The sequence below is a fragment of the Curtobacterium sp. MCBD17_026 genome (genome assembly GCF_003234895.2).
GTDB lineage: Bacteria > Actinomycetota > Actinomycetes > Actinomycetales > Microbacteriaceae > Curtobacterium > Curtobacterium flaccumfaciens.
The window spans coordinates 1,212,875-1,228,554 of sequence record NZ_CP126281.1 but is presented as its reverse complement, the minus strand read 5'-3'; the positions used below and the strand labels follow the sequence as shown (position 1 = coordinate 1,228,554).

Annotated in this window: 18 protein-coding genes; 10 read left to right on the top strand and 8 right to left on the bottom strand. The window is 70.5% G+C overall.

Annotation, left to right across the window (positions count from 1 at the left end):
- Window positions 1-90 precede the first annotated feature (90 nt).
- The 3 genes from DEI85_RS05840 (at window position 91) to DEI85_RS05830 (ending at window position 3,365) form a co-directional block, all read left to right on the top strand.
- On the top strand, window positions 91-1,206 hold the full coding sequence (locus DEI85_RS05840) for a sugar ABC transporter substrate-binding protein (RefSeq protein WP_071246748.1): 1,116 nt from the start codon (window positions 91-93) through the stop codon (window positions 1,204-1,206).
- Between the two features lie 129 nt (window positions 1,207-1,335).
- Entirely contained in the window at window positions 1,336-2,100 is a 765-nt protein-coding gene (locus DEI85_RS05835) for an ATP-binding cassette domain-containing protein (RefSeq protein WP_111038920.1), read from the top strand.
- Window positions 2,097-3,365, top strand: coding sequence for a sugar ABC transporter permease (locus DEI85_RS05830; RefSeq protein WP_110859323.1), 1,269 nt, complete (start codon window positions 2,097-2,099; stop codon window positions 3,363-3,365). The genes DEI85_RS05835 and DEI85_RS05830 overlap by 4 nt, the downstream gene beginning before the upstream one ends.
- 186 nt (window positions 3,366-3,551) lie before the next feature.
- Here DEI85_RS05830 and DEI85_RS05825 read toward each other — a convergent pair whose 3' ends face one another.
- The 4 genes from DEI85_RS05825 to DEI85_RS05810 all read right to left on the bottom strand — a co-directional run bounded on the left by DEI85_RS05825 (window position 3,552) and on the right by DEI85_RS05810 (window position 7,118).
- Complete coding sequence (locus DEI85_RS05825) at window positions 3,552-4,559, bottom strand: SPFH domain-containing protein (protein WP_214523964.1); 1,008 nt, start codon at window positions 4,557-4,559, stop codon at window positions 3,552-3,554.
- Window positions 4,560-4,647: 88 nt separating this feature from the next.
- Window positions 4,648-5,565 carry a phosphotransferase family protein gene (locus DEI85_RS05820; protein ID WP_111123145.1) on the bottom strand — a complete coding sequence of 306 codons (918 nt, stop codon included), beginning with the start codon at window positions 5,563-5,565 and terminating at the stop codon, window positions 4,648-4,650.
- Between the two features lie 90 nt (window positions 5,566-5,655).
- Window positions 5,656-6,255 (bottom strand): hypothetical protein, encoded by a 600-nt coding sequence (locus DEI85_RS05815; protein ID WP_146244725.1) that lies wholly within the window; start codon window positions 6,253-6,255, stop codon window positions 5,656-5,658.
- Complete coding sequence (locus DEI85_RS05810; RefSeq protein ID WP_181430106.1) at window positions 6,252-7,118, bottom strand: SMP-30/gluconolactonase/LRE family protein; 867 nt, start codon at window positions 7,116-7,118, stop codon at window positions 6,252-6,254. Before DEI85_RS05810 ends, DEI85_RS05815 begins: the two co-directional genes overlap by 4 nt.
- A 70-nt stretch (window positions 7,119-7,188) precedes the next feature.
- Between DEI85_RS05810 and DEI85_RS05805 the strand changes: the two genes are divergently transcribed.
- Both DEI85_RS05805 and DEI85_RS05800 read left to right on the top strand, forming a co-directional pair.
- Window positions 7,189-7,581: a VOC family protein gene (locus DEI85_RS05805; RefSeq protein WP_111123143.1), complete on the top strand. Its 393-nt coding sequence runs from the start codon at window positions 7,189-7,191 to the stop codon at window positions 7,579-7,581.
- 73 nt (window positions 7,582-7,654) lie between these two features.
- Window positions 7,655-8,680 carry an LLM class flavin-dependent oxidoreductase gene (locus DEI85_RS05800; RefSeq protein WP_111123142.1) on the top strand — a complete coding sequence of 342 codons (1,026 nt, stop codon included), beginning with the start codon at window positions 7,655-7,657 and terminating at the stop codon, window positions 8,678-8,680.
- Window positions 8,681-8,839: 159 nt separating this feature from the next.
- Here the strand turns inward: DEI85_RS05800 and DEI85_RS05795 are convergent, their stop codons facing one another.
- The 3 genes from DEI85_RS05795 to DEI85_RS05785 all read right to left on the bottom strand — a co-directional run bounded on the left by DEI85_RS05795 (window position 8,840) and on the right by DEI85_RS05785 (window position 11,741).
- Window positions 8,840-10,054: a glycosyltransferase family protein gene (locus DEI85_RS05795; protein ID WP_111123141.1), complete on the bottom strand. Its 1,215-nt coding sequence runs from the start codon at window positions 10,052-10,054 to the stop codon at window positions 8,840-8,842.
- A complete protein-coding gene (locus tag DEI85_RS05790) occupies window positions 10,051-10,863 on the bottom strand; it encodes an HAD-IIB family hydrolase (RefSeq protein WP_111123169.1) in 813 nt (270 codons plus the stop codon). The genes DEI85_RS05795 and DEI85_RS05790 overlap by 4 nt, the downstream gene beginning before the upstream one ends.
- A gap of 185 nt (window positions 10,864-11,048) precedes the next feature.
- Entirely contained in the window at window positions 11,049-11,741 is a 693-nt protein-coding gene (locus DEI85_RS05785; protein WP_111123140.1) for an SDR family NAD(P)-dependent oxidoreductase, read from the bottom strand.
- 117 nt (window positions 11,742-11,858) lie between these two features.
- Here DEI85_RS05785 and DEI85_RS05780 point away from each other — a divergent pair, with 117 nt between their 5' ends.
- Window positions 11,859-12,719, top strand: a complete 861-nt coding sequence (locus tag DEI85_RS05780) for a helix-turn-helix transcriptional regulator (RefSeq protein WP_111123139.1) — start codon at window positions 11,859-11,861, stop codon at window positions 12,717-12,719.
- A gap of 31 nt (window positions 12,720-12,750) precedes the next feature.
- Here DEI85_RS05780 and DEI85_RS05775 read toward each other — a convergent pair whose 3' ends face one another.
- Window positions 12,751-13,113, bottom strand: coding sequence for a DUF4267 domain-containing protein (locus DEI85_RS05775; protein ID WP_110859313.1), 363 nt, complete (start codon window positions 13,111-13,113; stop codon window positions 12,751-12,753).
- Between the two features lie 107 nt (window positions 13,114-13,220).
- Between DEI85_RS05775 and DEI85_RS05770 the strand changes: the two genes are divergently transcribed.
- From DEI85_RS05770 to DEI85_RS05755, 4 genes are all read left to right on the top strand, one after another.
- Window positions 13,221-13,757 carry a TetR/AcrR family transcriptional regulator gene (locus DEI85_RS05770; RefSeq protein WP_111123138.1) on the top strand — a complete coding sequence of 179 codons (537 nt, stop codon included), beginning with the start codon at window positions 13,221-13,223 and terminating at the stop codon, window positions 13,755-13,757.
- A gap of 186 nt (window positions 13,758-13,943) precedes the next feature.
- The gene (locus DEI85_RS05765; RefSeq protein WP_146238498.1) at window positions 13,944-14,450 is read left to right on the top strand and encodes a hypothetical protein; all 507 of its coding nucleotides are present in this window, start codon (window positions 13,944-13,946) and stop codon (window positions 14,448-14,450) included.
- A gap of 63 nt (window positions 14,451-14,513) precedes the next feature.
- Complete coding sequence (locus tag DEI85_RS05760) at window positions 14,514-15,209, top strand: helix-turn-helix transcriptional regulator (RefSeq protein WP_111123136.1); 696 nt, start codon at window positions 14,514-14,516, stop codon at window positions 15,207-15,209.
- A gap of 96 nt (window positions 15,210-15,305) precedes the next feature.
- The gene (locus DEI85_RS05755) at window positions 15,306-15,680 is read left to right on the top strand and encodes a VOC family protein (RefSeq protein WP_111123135.1); all 375 of its coding nucleotides are present in this window, start codon (window positions 15,306-15,308) and stop codon (window positions 15,678-15,680) included.

Here is a 15,680-nt window from a genome sequence, read left to right as displayed (position 1 = left end):
TCCTTGCGTTCAACTCTTGCAGCCAAGAACGCTCGCTGTCACACTCAGGGCACCGCCGATGGGGGCGGTCCACTGTTGGAGGACGTTTCAATGAAGAAATCCACCACACGAGCGATGCTGGGCGTCAGCGCCCTGCTGCTCGCGATCACCACCCTGGCGGGCTGTTCCAACGGCGCGGACGCCGGGACCGGTTCCGGCGGGGGCGGCGGGGACGCGTCGAAGGCCAAGATCGGCCTGCTCCTGCCCGACTCCGTCACCGCTCGCTACGCCAGCGCCGACCGTCCGCTCTTCACCGCCGAGGTGAAGAAGCAGTGCAGCGGCTGCTCCGTCATCTACGCGAACGCCGACGGCGACGCGTCGAAGCAGCTGCAGCAGGCCCAGTCGATGCTCACGCAGGGCGTCAAGGTCCTGGTCCTCGACCCGTTCGACGGCGAGGCCGCAGCGTCCATCGTCCAGCAGGCGAAGGCCAAGAAGGTGCCGGTGATCTCGTACGACCGGCTCATCAACAGCCCCGACCTGAGCTACTACATCTCGTTCGACAACGAGAAGGTCGGTGAGCTGCAGGGTCAGGCCCTGGTCGACGCCCTCAAGGCGAAGAAGGTCCCGGAGGGCTCGGGCATCATCATGGTGAACGGCTCCCCCACCGACAACAACGCCTCGCAGTTCAAGAAGGGCGCGCACTCGGTCATCGACGACAGCGGCTACAAGGTGCTCGCCGAGTACGACACCCCCGGGTGGGACCCCGCCAAGGCGCAGGACTGGGCAGCCGGCCAGATCAGCAAGCTCGGCAAGGACGAGATCACCGGCGTCTACGCGGCGAACGACGACACCGGCGGCGGCGTCATCGCGGCCCTGAAGTCGGCCGGCGTCACCGAGCTCCCGCCCGTCACCGGGCAGGACGCCTCACTCGCGGGCATCCAGCGGATCCTCGCCGGTGAGCAGTACATGACCGTCTACAAGGCCTTCAAGCCCGAGGCGTCGAAGGCCGCCGACCTGGCGATCCAGTTCGCGAAGGGTGAGACCCCGAAGGGCGACACCACCGTCGACACCGCCGGTGGCGCCAGCGTCCAGTCGACGCTGCTCGACCCGGTCGCCGTCACCACGGACAACGTGCAGTCGACGGTCGTCAAGGACGGCTTGTACGAGGTGTCGAAGATCTGCACCGCGCAGTACAAGGCAGCCTGCGACAGCGCCGGCATCAAGTAGGTCCGACCCCCTCTGCCCGCCCGGTCCGACTGCGGACCGGGCGGGCCTCACCGATCGAGGACGACACCCGTGAGCACGACACCCGTGAGCAACGCGTCACCAGCAGCACACCCCTCCGCCGACCCGGTGATGTCCCTGCGCGGGATCACCAAGCGGTTCGGCGCCGTCCAGGCCCTCAGCGACATCGACTTCGACGTCTACCCGGGCGAGGTGGTCGCCATCGTCGGCGACAACGGCGCCGGCAAGTCGACGTTCGTGAAGATCCTCGCCGGGGTCTACACGCCGGACGGCGGCACGATCACGTTCGGCGGCGACGAGGTCACCGTCCCGAACCCCGCGGCGGCCCAGACCCTCGGCATCGCGACGGTGTTCCAGGACCTCGCCCTTGCCGACAACCTCGACGTGGTCTCGAACCTGTTCCTCGGGCGCGAGATCGCCCACCCGTTCCTCGACGAGGAGGAGATGGAGCGCCGCTCGTGGGAGCTCCTGCAGCAGCTCGCGGCCCGGATCCCGTCGGTACGGATCCCGATCGCGTCGCTGTCCGGTGGGCAGCGACAGACCGTGGCGATCGCCCGCTCGCTGATCGGCGACCCGCAGGTGGTCGTCCTCGACGAGCCCACCGCCGCGCTCGGTGTCGCGCAGACCGCCGAGGTCCTGAACCTCGTCGAACGCCTGCGCGAGCGCGGACTCGGCGTCGTCCTCATCAGCCACAACCTCGCGGACGTGCAGGCCGTCGCCGACCGGGTCGCGGTCCTGCGACTCGGCCGCAACAACGGCACCTTCCGCATCGACGACGTCTCCTACGAGGAGATCATCGCGGCCATCACCGGTGCCACCGACAACGCCGTCACCCGTCGCGCCGCCGCCCGCACCGAGCAGGAGACCTCCGCATGAGCAAGACCGACGAGACCCTCACCGCAGCGACCCCGACGCCCTCGGCCGCCGACCTGCAGGATGAGCGGCTCCTGCGTGACCAGGGGATCGGCGGCGCTGCGAAGGCGTTCGTCCGACGGGTCCGCGGCGGCGACATCGGCTCGCTGCCGGTGGTCGTCGGCCTCATCGTCATCTGGGCGGTGTTCCAGGCGCTCTCCCCCGACTTCCTGTCCCCGGGCAACCTGGTCAACCTCGCCCTGCAGTGCGCCGCGGTCGGCACCATCGCGATCGGCATCGTGCTCGTGCTGCTGCTCGGCGAGATCGACCTGTCCGTCGGCAGCGTCAGCGGGCTCTCCGCCGCGATCCTCGGCCAGGGCCTCACCACACTCGGCTGGCCGCTGTGGCTCGTGCTCACCGTCGCCCTGGCCGTCGGTGCCGCCGCCGGCCTGCTCTACGGCCTGCTGTTCACCCGCTTCGGAGTGCCGAGCTTCGTCATCACGCTCGCCGGTCTGCTCGGGTTCCTCGGGCTGCAGCTGCTCATCCTCGGGCCGAACGGCTCGATCAACCTGCCGTACGATTCGCCGATCGTGCAGTTCGCCTCGGCCTCGTACCTGCCGCCGTGGCTCGCGTACCTGCTCGCCGTCCTGGCCGCCGGCGGACTCTTCTTCACCGAGATCCGTCGCGCTGCCCGCCGCCGCCGTGCCGGGCTGTCGACCGGGGCGATGTCCCTGACCGTCGTGAAGGCCGTCGCCCTGTTCCTCGGTCTCGCGCTGATGGTCTGGTACCTGTCGCGCGACTTCGGCACCGGCACCTCGTTCGTGTTCTTCGTCGTGCTGGTCGTGCTGATGAACTTCGTGCTGAAGCGCACCCGCTGGGGCCGCTCGGTCTTCGCGGTCGGCGGCAACGTCGAGGCCGCACGACGGTCCGGCATCCGGGTGAACCGCATCTACATCTCGGTGTTCATGCTGACCTCGCTCTTCGCCACCGTCGGCGGCATCCTCGCCGCCGCCCGCCTGAACTCGGCGAGCCTGTCGTCCGGCGCCGGTGACACGAACCTCAACGCGATCGCCGCAGCCGTGATCGGCGGGACCAGCCTGTTCGGCGGCCGTGGCAGCGCCTGGTCGGCGCTGCTCGGCATCATCGTGATCCAGTCGATCTCGAACGGGCTCACCCTGTTGAGCCTCGACTCGTCGATCCGCTACATGATCACCGGCGCGGTGCTGCTGCTCGCCGTCATCATCGACTCGCTCTCGCGGCGCAGCCGCGCCAGTCACGGCGCGGCCTGAGCGGGGACCCGGACCCCGTCACACCGACGGACGGGAGGCCCGTTGCCAGCTGGCACCGGGCCTCCCGTCCGTCTCGGCGCGCGTCTCGGATCCGGAAGACGCCGTCGTGTTCCCCCGACGCCGCCCCGTGCGCGAGACGCCTGTCGACAACGGAGGCGTCTCGGCTACTGGCGGTGTCTCGGCGCGCTACTTGCTCTTCGAACCCGAGGTGCCCGGCAGGCTGAGGATGTTGTCCGTGCCCTGCGGCACGACGATCAGCGAGCCGTTGTCGCCGGCGCTCTTGAGGGCCTCGATCTCGCGCTGCTTGAGGGCGGCGTCGGAGAGCGGGTGCTCGTTGAGGACCTCGTTGGCGTCGGCCTGACCCTGCGCCTCGGCGACCTGCTGCTGCGCCTGCACCTTCTTGGCGTCCAGGAGTGCGCGCTCCTTCGTGACCTGGATCTGCGCCTGCTGCGCGGTGGCGTAGGCGTCGATGACGGACTTCGGCGGCGTGATCTCCTGCAGGGCGAAGTTGTCGACGTGTACGCCCGAGCCCTTCCACCGCTTCTCGAGCGCCTGGATCATCGCCTTCTCGACGGTGCCGCGCTTGGTGATCAGCTCGATGGTGGTGAAGTCGTTCGGCACCTGGCGCACGACGCTGCGGACCGAGTTGCCGATGAACTGCGTCTTGAAGTTCTCCTCGGTCTTGTACGACCGGTAGATGTCGGTGACCGACTTCGCGTCGATGCTGTACTGCAGGTTGAGGCTGACGTTCGACGAGACGCCGTCCTGGTCCTGCACCGTGACGTACGGGCCGGAGCGGACGTTGCCGTTGTTGTCCGAGTCGGAGCCGTTCACCGCGTTGATGTAGGTGACGGTCTGGTTCCGGATGTTGAACGTGTGGAGCGTGGCCCACGGCGCCTTGAAGTGGAACCCGGAGTCCGTGCTCTGCCCGACGATGTTGCCGGAGATGTCCACCTGCACCTTCGACTCGCCCGTGTCCTGCGCGTACAGGGTGCTGCCGAGCGTGAGCCCGACGAACAAGACGCCGGCAGCGGCCGCGGTCCACGTCGCGATGAGGTTCGGGCGGCGGGTCGGGACGGCGGGGCGTGCCTCGCGACCGGGTGTGGCCGGTCGTGCGGGGGTGGAGTAGGTGCGTGTTCGGAAGAAGAGCGCGACGAGCGCGATGACGAGGAAGACGATGGCGGCGACGAACATGACGATCACTCCTGGATGCTTGTCCGTGCAGTCTGCCGTACCCGGAGGGGTGCAGGTGACGCGGGGGCGTGCGCGCGCGCCGCATGCGCTAGGCCGGGCCGACGACCTCCTCGATGCGCTCGAGTCCGCTGCGACAGCCTCCGAGGTACTCGTCGTACAGGTCCGGTCGCCGGTCACGCGCCCACCGCGTGACGTCGATCAGGTGCAGCGCGGTCATCGACGCGAGCCGCCGGTGGTCGTCGTCCGAGGCGAGTCCGGCAGCCGCCATGAAGTCGTCGTGGTCCGCGCGGGTGACGGACCCGTCGATGAACGTCCACACGAAGACCCGGCGGGCGTCGGTCCACGGTGCCGGACCGGTCTCCGCGGCGCCCCAGTCGATGAGCACCGGCGGCCGGTCCGGACCGCGGGAGACCAGGTTGCGAGGTGCGAGGTCGCCGTGGGCCAGCCCGAACTCGAACTGCGCGTCCGACAGCGGAGCGAGACGATCACGCACCCGGTCCGGCGACGCGTAGGCACCGTCACGGAGCAGCGGATCGTCGTCGCCGAGCGCATCGAGGTCGTAGTCGAGGTGCGCGGTCCAGGCGAGCCGGAGGTCGTCGCCGAACCGCGAGAACAACGACCGAGGCGCATCGACGAGCGGGATCGTGGCGACGGCTCGGGCGGCGCTACCGAGCCACCGCCACGGGCGGTCGATCGGTCGTGGGTCGGGCGCGACGTACTCCGACACCGAGAAGGGGACACCGCCCTCCGTCCCGTGGGCGAGCGGTTCGGCGACCGGGATGCCGACCCGGCTCGCGCTCCGAGCGGCCCACGACTCGACGGGGTACTCGTCCTGCCGACTGGGGTCGACGGGGAACCGCAGGACCACTGGTGCAGCACCCGCGCGGTCCACCCGGTAGGTGTGGTTCACCGCCCCGCCGTGCAGCCGTTCGACCCGGTCCACCGACCCGCCGACCGAGCGCAGGACGGCTCGGAACCACTCCTGCTCGACAATCTCGTCCGACATGGGACCAGCCTGGCCTCCCCCGGACCTTGACTGTCCATCTCGGCCTCACCGTACCCACGCTGACCGACGCTGGAGGCGGCATACCCGAGGTCAGGAGACCGGCGTCCCTGCCCGGTCCAGCTCGGCCAGGACCCGGCGGCTTCGACGTACGCCGATCACCGTCGCGACCGTGACGAACACCACGACGGCGGCGATGAACACCAGGAACGCCCAACCCCAACCGAACGTCGTGGCCGAGGCACCTCCGAGTCCCAACAGGCTCAGCCCGGTGCCGATCAGGGTCGGGGCCGAGGTCCAGGTGGAGCGTCGCTGCCACGCGAGCATCGCCCGCACGAGCGGCACGGCCCCGGGCGTCACCGGTGCCCGTCCGCTGATCTGTCGGGTGACGGACTTGCGGTCCGCCGGCGTGAGCGCGCCGAGCGGCTGTTCCGGCGTCTCGACGAGATACGGCAGCAGCCTGCGGTGGCGTCGAGCACCGACCCATGCGGTCACGTTCACGACCGCTCCGGCCAGGGCGAACAGGAACCAGATCACCGAGTCGGTGCGGAGCACGGAGGGAAGGCTGATGAACGCCCACAGGATCGACATGCCGGCGAACCCCGCCTGCTGCGACATCACGACCACCGTCGGCCCGTGCTCGACCAGGTGCTCGGCACGACGCGTCGCCTCGGCGAGGTCGCTCGGGTTCACCACCCGGGGACCTCGACGCGCACCGAACTGATCCGACCGGCGCGCGTCGTCGCCGTCACGGCCGGGTCGTAGCTGTCGGCGGTCGCCAGGTAGAGGGTGCGACCGTCCTCGCCACCGAGCGCACAGTCGATCGCGCAGTCCCCGGGGGCGTCGATGCGGTCCGTCACCTCGCCGCCCTCGACGACCCGCAGGAACTCCCCCGTGTCGACCGAGCACACCCAGATCGCGCCGTCACGGTCGACGGTGCTGCCGTCCGGGGTCACGCCGCCGGGCAGGGCCGCCCACTCGCGACGCCCGGTCAGCGAACCGTCGTCCTCGATGTCGAACGCGGTGAGCCGGCCGCCCCACGTCTCGCTGACCACCAGGGTCCGGGTGCCGGGCAGGATGTTGGCGCTGTTCGGGAACACCAGGCCCTCGGCGGCCAGGCGGACGGAGCCGTCGGGGTCGATCACGTAGAGCGGGCCGGGCCGCAGTTCCTCGCCCGCGTACAGGTCGTACCCGAAGGCGCCGATGTACGTCCGGCCAGTCTGGGCGTCGACGACCAGGTCGTTCACGAGCGACGACTCGATCGTGGAGAGGTCGGCGAACACCGAGGTGCTGCCGTCCGGCTCGACGGCGACGACCGTGCGGGACTCCATCGAGCTGATGATCAGACGCCCGTCGGCGAGCCAGCCGAGCCCCGACGACTGCCCGTCGACGGTGGCCTCGAGCCGGGGGCCGTCGGTCGAGGACGGGTCGACCGAGAACACTTGGCCGGTGTGCATGTCGGAGTACCAGAGCCGACCGCCGTGCCAGCGGTTGCCCTCCGGGAAACGGATGCCGGAGATGACGATGTCGGTCGCGGAGTCGAGGGTGATGTGCACGGATCCAGCCTGCCAGCGGGACCGGGGTGCTGCCCGGACGGATGCCGCGATCTCGGCCTAGGGTCGTCCCATGCCGGGTCGTCACCTCATCCACCACCTGGGCGTCTTCGCCAGCGACTTCGCCGCGAGCGCCGCGTTCTACACCGCTGCCCTCGCGCCCCTCGGCATCGGGGCGGGCTACCGCACGGACTCCGTCGCCGAGTTCTGGCAGCACGGGGACGACACCCCGAGCGTCTCGCTCGAGACCGCCCGGACCCCCGAGGCGACGACGCGCGGACTCCACCTGGCGTTCGAGGCCGGTTCACGGAGCGAGGTCGACGCCTTCCACCGCGAGGCCGTCGCCGCCGGCGGGGTGTCACGGCACGAGCCGCGCTACTGGCCGGAGTACGGCGCGTACACGGCATTCGTGTCCGACCCGGACGGCAACAACGTCGAGGCGCTGATCAAGGAGACCCGGCCCTGACCGGCAAGACCGGGGTCTGGGCGACGCACCGGGCACGACGGACCCGGCACGGCGCGTCTGGCACGATCGACCCATGCCCCTCGACGGAACTCCCCTGCACCGGCTCGGCTTCCTGACGATCGGGTCGTTCGACCCCGCCCGACCGTCCGAGGGCCACGAGGACACCCTGCGCGTGATCGAGCGCGCCGAGGCCCTGGGCTTCGACAGCGCCTGGCTGCGCCACCGGCACCTGCAGCACGGCATCTCCTCGCCGGTCGCGGTGCTGGCCGCCGCCTCGCAGCGCACCTCGCGCATCGACCTCGGCACCGCCGTCACCCCGATCGGCGCGGAGAACCCGTTCCGACTGGCGGAGGACCTCAGCACGGTCGACGTGCTCCTCGGTGGCCGCCTGAACCCCGGGTTCTCGGTCGGCACCCCGATGCACTTCGACCTGTACAGCGACGCGATCTACCCCGACACCCTGGAGCACGAGGACCTCGGCAACGGGCGGCTCCTGCGCTTCCGTGACCTGGTGCGCGGCGACCCGGTGACCGAGACCGTCGAACGCCGCGGCATCGAGGAGTTCGCGAGCACCGTCCAGCCGCACAGCGCCGGCCTGGCCGAACGGATCTGGTACGGCACCGGCAGCACGAAGTCGGCCGTGTGGGCGGGCGAGAACGGCTTCCACCTGCTCACCTCGAGCGTCACCCGCAGTGAGAACGGCACCGACTTCGCCACGAACCAGCGCGCCCAGATCGACGCCTACCTCGACGTCCACCCCGACCCCGCTGCCGCCCGCGTCTCGCAGGGCCTGGTCGTCATCCCGACCGACACCGCGACGAGCGAGCAGGAGTCCCGCTACCGCGCCTACGTCGACAGCCGCTCGGGCCGCGTCGGCGTGCCGATGGGACCCGCCGGGATGCTCTTCGCCGCCGACCTGGTGGGCACGTCGGCCGAGATCGCGGACCGGCTGCGTGCCGATGTCGGCTACCAGGCGGTCACCGAGGTCGCCTTCGCGCTCCCGTTCTCGTTCGAGCCCGACGACTACGCCCAGATCACCACGGACATCGCCGAGCGGCTGGGTCCGGAACTCGGCTGGGCACCGAAGCGCGCGGCCTGAGAACGGCGCCAGACCGACGGACTGGAGGTGGGCCCCACCAGCCGGTACCGGCGCACCGCGCCAGCGGGGTGACGGCCGTGCCTGGAGGGACGGTGCCAGATGGTGCCGTGCCTCCCGTCCGCCGTTGACGCGCGCCCAGGGCGCGCTCAGGGCGCCGGATCAGTCCTGCTGGTCCGCCTCCACCGCGTCCCGCAGCCGGTCGAGCACGTCCGGCACCGCCGAGCGCACCCGGCTCCAGCTCGGGATGAACGGCTTGTCGTTCGGCCGCGCCGTGAACGCGCCGCCGGCGTCGAGGATCGCCTTGGTGAAGAGCTCCACCGCGGCTTCTTCCGCGTGCTGGTCGAACGCGAGCCCGCTCATCTCGGCTTCGTGCCGGTAGACCTCGACGATGTCGAGCGCGTTCCGGTAGTACGTCGCCTTGAGCACCCGGAACGAGTCGGCCGTGAGCGGGACGCCCATCGTCGCGAGCTTCCGGAGCAGCGACTGCACGATGTCGTTGCCCATGCGTGCGAGGCCGCCGGTGCCGTCGGCCTCGGCGAGGGGCTGGTGCTTGTGGTCGTACGCGTCGGCGATCTCCACCTGGCACACCTGCCGGGTCGCGTAGTCGCGGTAGACCTCGGAGAGCATGCCGATCTCGAGTCCCCAGTCGCCGGGGATCTTCAGGCCGTTCAGCACGTGGGCACGCATCGCGAACTCGCCGGACAGCGGGTACCGGAAGCTGCTGAGGTACTCCAGGTACTCGGACTCCCCGTAGACCTGGCGGAGCGAGCGGAGCAGGGGCCCGACGAGCAGCCGTGCGGCGCGGCCGTTGATCCGACCGTCGGCGACGCGGGCGTAGTAGCCCTTCGAGAACTCGTAGTCGAACGCGGGGTTCGCGACCGGGTAGAACAGCCGCGCGAGCATGCCCCGCTCGTAGGTGGTGATGTCGCAGTCGTGCAGGGCGATGCAGTCCGCCCGCTCCGACGCCAGGGCGTACCCGGTGCAGTACCAGACGTTCCGGCCCTTGCCGGGCTCCCCCGGTGCCAAGCCCGCGCGCTCCAGTTCGGCGTCGAGCTCGCGCAGCCGCGGCCCGTCGTTCCACAGGATCCGGTGCCGCTGCGGCAGCCGCGAGAAGAACTCGCGGGCGTGCTCGAACTGCGAGCGGTCGGCCCGGTCGAGCCCGATCACGATCTCGCTGAGCCAGTCGGCCTCGGCCAGCTCGTCGACGATCCGCGACAGGGCCGGACGCTGGAGCTCGGAGTACAGCGCCGGCAGGATCAGGCTCATCGGGCGCTTCTCGGCGAAGCCGCGCAGGTCTTCTTCGAGGCTCGCGGTGCTGCGGCGACCGAGGTCGTGGAACGTCGTGATGACGCCGTTCTGGTGGAAGTCGCTCATCGGTGGCTCCTGACGGACGGGGTGGTGAATCGGGTGAGGCCCTCGGTCCACCCCTGCGGGCCGGGGGCGGTCGTGCGGTGGACGCGCTCGGGTCGGTCGTCGGCGAGTGGTCCGGGTGCCGGGCCGTGTCCGCGGACCACGACGGCGAAGTCGACCGCGTCGAGCATCGCCGTGTCGTTCGGGCCGTCACCGAGTCCGATCGTGCGCGGGACCGTCCCCGTCCGGCGCTCGTGGTCGGCGATCAGCGTCCGGACCGCCGCGCCCTTGTCGCGGCTCGCCGGCAGCACGTGCCAGAACCGGCCGCCGCGCACCAGGTCGAGGCCGACCGCGGCGAGCGCCGCGCGGAACGCGTCCGCCCGGTCGTCGTCCTCGGCGTGCCAGAGCAGAACCTCGGACGCTTCGCGGGCCCGGGCAGCACTCGCAGCGGCGACGTCGAGTCCGGTCCAGTCGGCGACGACGACGTCGGTCACACCCGAAAAGGTCGAGAACTGCAGACCCAGCACCGTTCGGATGTCGTCGAGCGCGGCACGCAGGCGTTCGAGCTCACCGTCGACCGGTCCGACCAGCACGTCGCCCGCCGGTCCGACGACGACCGCGCCGTTCTCCGCCACGAACGCGTGCCCGTCGAGCCCGGTGCGTGCCTGCAGCGCCGTGATCTCGGCCCGCGTCTTGCTGCTGCAGAACACCACGGGGACGTCGTCCGCCCGCAGCTGTTCCAGCATCGGCAGGGCCGCGTCGAAGGAGTAGTCGTGGTGGTCGAGGAACGTCCCGTCGAGGTCCGTGACGATCATGAGGTCGGGTGTTGGCATCGTGCTCCGCTGGCGGCTGGCTGGGCTGCGGGCGACGATGCCCCGCACCACCCTGCCACGCGCATGCGTCGGTTGGGTGAACAAGCCTGCGTCGGTCGCGCCACGCGACCAGCGGACGGACGGGAGGCACAGTGCCCGCTGGCACCGCACCTCCAGCCCGTCACGGCACGAGGAGCGTCGCGCGGTCACCAGGGCAGGGTGCCCTCGCGATCCGTGACGGTGCCGGTCGGCGTGTCAGCACCGAGGGTCGCAACGCGGACGGCCGCGTCGGCGCCCTCCTCGACGCTGTGCCCGAGGTTCCCGGTGAACTCCGTCGCGGTCTGGCCGGGGTCCACCGCGTTGAAGCGGACGTCCGGCGTCGTCTTGGCGTACTGCATGGTCAGCATCGTGACCGCGGTCTTCGACGACCCGTACGCCGCGAGCGGGTACCGCGACTCCACGCGTTCGGGGTCGTGGATCATGGTGAACGATCCGAGGCCGCTCGTCACGTTGATCACGGAGGGCTGCGCGGACCGCCGGAGGACCGGCAGGAACGCGTTCGTCACCCGCACGACGCCGAAGACGTTCGTCTCGTAGACGTCGCGCAACTGGTCGACGGTCATGTCCTCGGGCGCGGTGACGTCCCCGAGGATGCCGGCGTTGTTGATCAGGACGTCGAGGTGCCCCGCCTGGTCGAGGATCGTCGCCGCGGCCGCGACGACCGAGGCGTCGTCCGTGACGTCGAGCTGCACGAACGACGCCCCGAGTTCCTCGGCGGCTCGCCGACCGCGATCGGTGTCGCGGGCGCCGATCCACACGGTGTGCCCGGCGGCGATCAGCCGTCGCGCGGTCTCTCGGCCGATGCCCTTGTTGCCGCCGGTGATGAGGGTGTTCGTCATGGATCTCCTTCGAGCTCGTTGCTGGTGGTGAGGTGACCAGCGTGCGGCGCTGCGGGATCTCCAGCCACGGAAGAACAGTCCTACCCAGCGGCGGGTCCCCGCGCGGAGAATGGTGGGGTGTCCGCAGACCAGGTCGAAGCCCTCGGCGATCTCCTCCAATCGTGGCGGGGTCGGCTGACCCCGGAGGACGTCGGGATGGAGTCGTACGGTCGGCGCAGGACGGCAGGCCTCCGCCGTGAGGAACTCGCGCAGCTCGCGGGTGTCAGCGCCGACTACGTGATGCGGCTCGAGCAGGGCCGCTCCCGCACCCCCTCTGCCCAGGTCGTCCAGGCGCTCGCCCGTGCGCTCCAGCTCGACCGAGCCGAGACGGACCTGTTCCACCGCGCCGCCGGACTCGCCTCACCCCGGGCCGGTGTGGTGTCCCGCCACATCCCACCCGGAGTCCAGCGGATGCTCGTCCGGATGGGTGACCTGCCGCTCGCCGTGTTCGCCGCCGACTGGACACTGCTGCACTCCACGCCGCTCTGGCAGGCACTCTTCGACGCGCCGTCGGTGCGCGGGGACCCCGAGCAGAACCTGATCGTGCAGACGTTCCTCGACAACCGCGTCGCCGAGATCGCGACGGCGCACGGTGGGCCGGAACCGTTCGAGCGGGCGCTCGTCGCCGACCTCCGACGCACCGCCGGCAGCCTCGGCGGCGACCCTGCGTTCCGCGCGTTCATCGCCCGGCTCCGGACCGAGAGCGAACGCTTCGCCGGGTACTGGGACGAAGGACGAGCCGCGGCACACCAGTCGCTCGTGAAGACGGTCCACAACCCGGTGGTCGGCGACGTCGTCCTGGACTGCGACGTCGTCACCGTGCCCGACTCCGACATCAAGCTCGTCGTCTACTCCACGCCCGAGAGTGGCCCCGACGCCGACAAGCTCGACTTCCTGCGGGTGCGTGCCGTACGAGCGGCGGAGGTCGTCGAGCGATGACGATCCGCGCCACGGGGTCGACAGCGAAGCTCTAGCCGAGGGCGAGCACGAGCCCGGCGACGATGAGCACGACCGCCGTCGCACCGTGGACGGTGAGTGCCTGGCGGAGCGTCCCGCCGTTCGTGACGACGATGATCGCGTCACCGATCGGGGTGATGGCGGCGGCGAGCAGCACCCAGCCGAACGCGTGCGGACCGGCGACGAGCAGGACCACCAGCGGCACGATGCCGGAGGTGATGTCGCGGACCCCCTTGATGCTCGTGAATGCCCTGCGGCGGTCCTCTGCCACGCCGAACCCGGCTGTGGCGACCGTCGGTGCGAGGAGGAACCGGCCACCGATGAAGAGGATGAAGAGGCATCCGAGGACGGCGACTGCGAGTGCGGCGATGAACATGGGGGAACCTTCCGGTGATTGCCTAACGTCGTTCTGTAACGACGTTGATGCAGACCCTCCCCCTTGTCTACCGTTGTTAGGTAACCTTGTTCTGTTACCCTCTCACCATGTCTCCTCGACCCGCTCCCGACCTCGACGACCGGCGCGCGCAGATCACCCAGGCGGCTCGCGGGGTCGCGGCAGCCGAAGGGTGGGACGCCGTCACCATGCGACGACTCGCGTCCGAGATCGGGGTGACGCAGCCCGTCATCTACTCCGCGTTCGCCGGCGGCCGACAGGCCCTGATCGACGCGGTCGCGCTCGAGGGGTTCAAGGCGATCGCGGTCGCGATGGAAACCGTGCCAGCCGACCCGCAGGCCCGGATGCAGGCGTACCTCGGGTTCGCCGTCGACCAGCCGCGGGTGTACGACGCGATGTTCTCCATGCCGTCCGGGATCGAGTTCGGGTCGGGCACCGCCCCGGACGCGCTCCAGCGCACCTTCGCCGCGATCCACGAGGCGTTCCCTGGGCCCGACGGCACCGAGGCCGAGGTGGCATGGGCGACGCTCCACGGATTGGCGACCCTCGAGATCGGCGGGCGGCTCCCCGCGTCTCGGTCGGCCGCTCGACTCGACTTCGCCCACCGCGCGCTCACCGGGCATTGAGCCGGACGTGAGCCGAGACGGACTGGAGGCACGGTGCCAGCTGGCACCGTGCCTCCAGTCCGTCGTCGTCACCCGTCGAGTGCCGCAGCCCGGCCACCGGGACGCGTCACCAGGGAACCGTGCCGCCGTCGAGATCGAGGAAGCGGAGTCCCGGCTCCTGGAGAGTCCGCAGTGGACACTGTGACCGTGAACGAACGATTCCGCGGCCTCGCCCGCACCAGCACCGGCGTCCTCGTCCTGACAGCGGCGCTGACCATGACCGGCTGTAGCAACACCCCCGGAGGCAAGACCGTGGATCCGTCCGACGCCGAGAAGTCGATCGTTGATGTCGTGAAGGAGTCGACCGACGCGGTCGGTGGCGACTGGACCGTCTACCGCGGCCCCGCTGCCGAGGTCTGCACTCGGTCGGGTGGCCAGGAAGGCGCCCGCTTCGTGTACATCCTGGAGCGGAGCGGCACGGACGGCGGCGGCGATCCGGCAGCCGACATCCGCACCGTCGAGGAACTCTGGAAGGCCAAGGGGATCACCACGGAACGGTTCGAGAGCGGCGGCGCAGACCCGCTCACCGGGATCCGCGGCGTCGACGGCCCCGTCACCTCGATCGGCTTCAACGCCTACCCGCAGCGCTACAGCATCACCGGCGTCTCGAAGTGCTCCGACGGCGACGTGCAGGAGCTGCGCTCCGCGGAGTGAGCACCCGTCACACGAGACGGCGTGGATCGGACGGAAGGTCGACGCGCGAGGGAAGATGACGAGGTGAACCGCACCGACCGGCTCTACGGCCTCGTGGAGGAGTTGCGCGCCGTCTCCCCGCAACCGCGGAGCGCGCGTCGTCTCGCGGAACGGTTCGAGGTGTCGGTGCGGACGATCGAACGGGACATCTCCGCGTTGCAGCAGTCGGGCGTGCCCATCTGGGCGGAGCCCGGCCGGACGGGTGGGTACGTCATCGACGCGTCCGCGACGCTCGGCCCGGCGGGCTTCACGCCGGACGAGGCCCTCGCGGTGCTGATCGGGCTCGGCTCGCTGGGGCGCAGTCCGTTCCGGCACGCCGCGCACACCGCGGCCAGGAAGACGCTCGCGGTCATGCCCGCCGGGGACGCCGCACGAGCCAGCGCGCTGGCGTCCCGCGTGCACTTCCTGGAGAGCGAGGAGGACACGGTCGTCCCGGCCGAGTTCGCGGCGGCCCTGCGCGCGGATCGAGTGGTGAGACTCCGGTACCGGGACGCCGACGGAGCGGAGTCCGTCCGAGACGTCGAACCGCTGGGGTCGATCGGGAAGGACGGTCAGTGGTACCTGATCGCCTGGTGCCGGATGCGCGACGGGGTGCGGGCGTTCCGGGGCGACCGGATGCTGTCGGTCGACGTCACCGACGAGCGGCCCTCGCAGCGCGTCCTGCGATCCGAGGACCTCGCGATCCAGTACGGACGACTCCGGCCGGTCCTCGACGAGTAGCTGCGCCGTCGGTTTCCGGAAACACCGACAGGACGGTGTCGCGACGGCCGGAGAAGCTGGTCACTCCGAGTCAGCAGCACCACCGTGAGGAACCCCATGTCGTTCGCATCCGTCCGCATCATCACCGACGACCTCGAGGGCATGGTCGCCTTCTACGAACGGGTCACCGGCCAGCAGGCCGAGCGCCCCGCACCGGTCTTCGCGCAGTTCAGCGGCCCGGGTGGGACCCTCGCGATCGCCAGCACCGCGACGGTGGCCATGCTCGGCGACGCGCTGACGCCCGCGACGAACCGCTCCGTGCTCATCGAGTTCGAGGTCGCCGACGTCGACGGCGACTTCGCCGAACTGCAGCTCAGCAGCGACGACGTCGTCCTGGAACCGACCACGATGCCGTGGGGCAACCGCTCCGCACTGGTCCGCGACCCGGACGGCAACGTCGTCAACCTGTTCAGCAGGCCCGCCGCCAGCTAG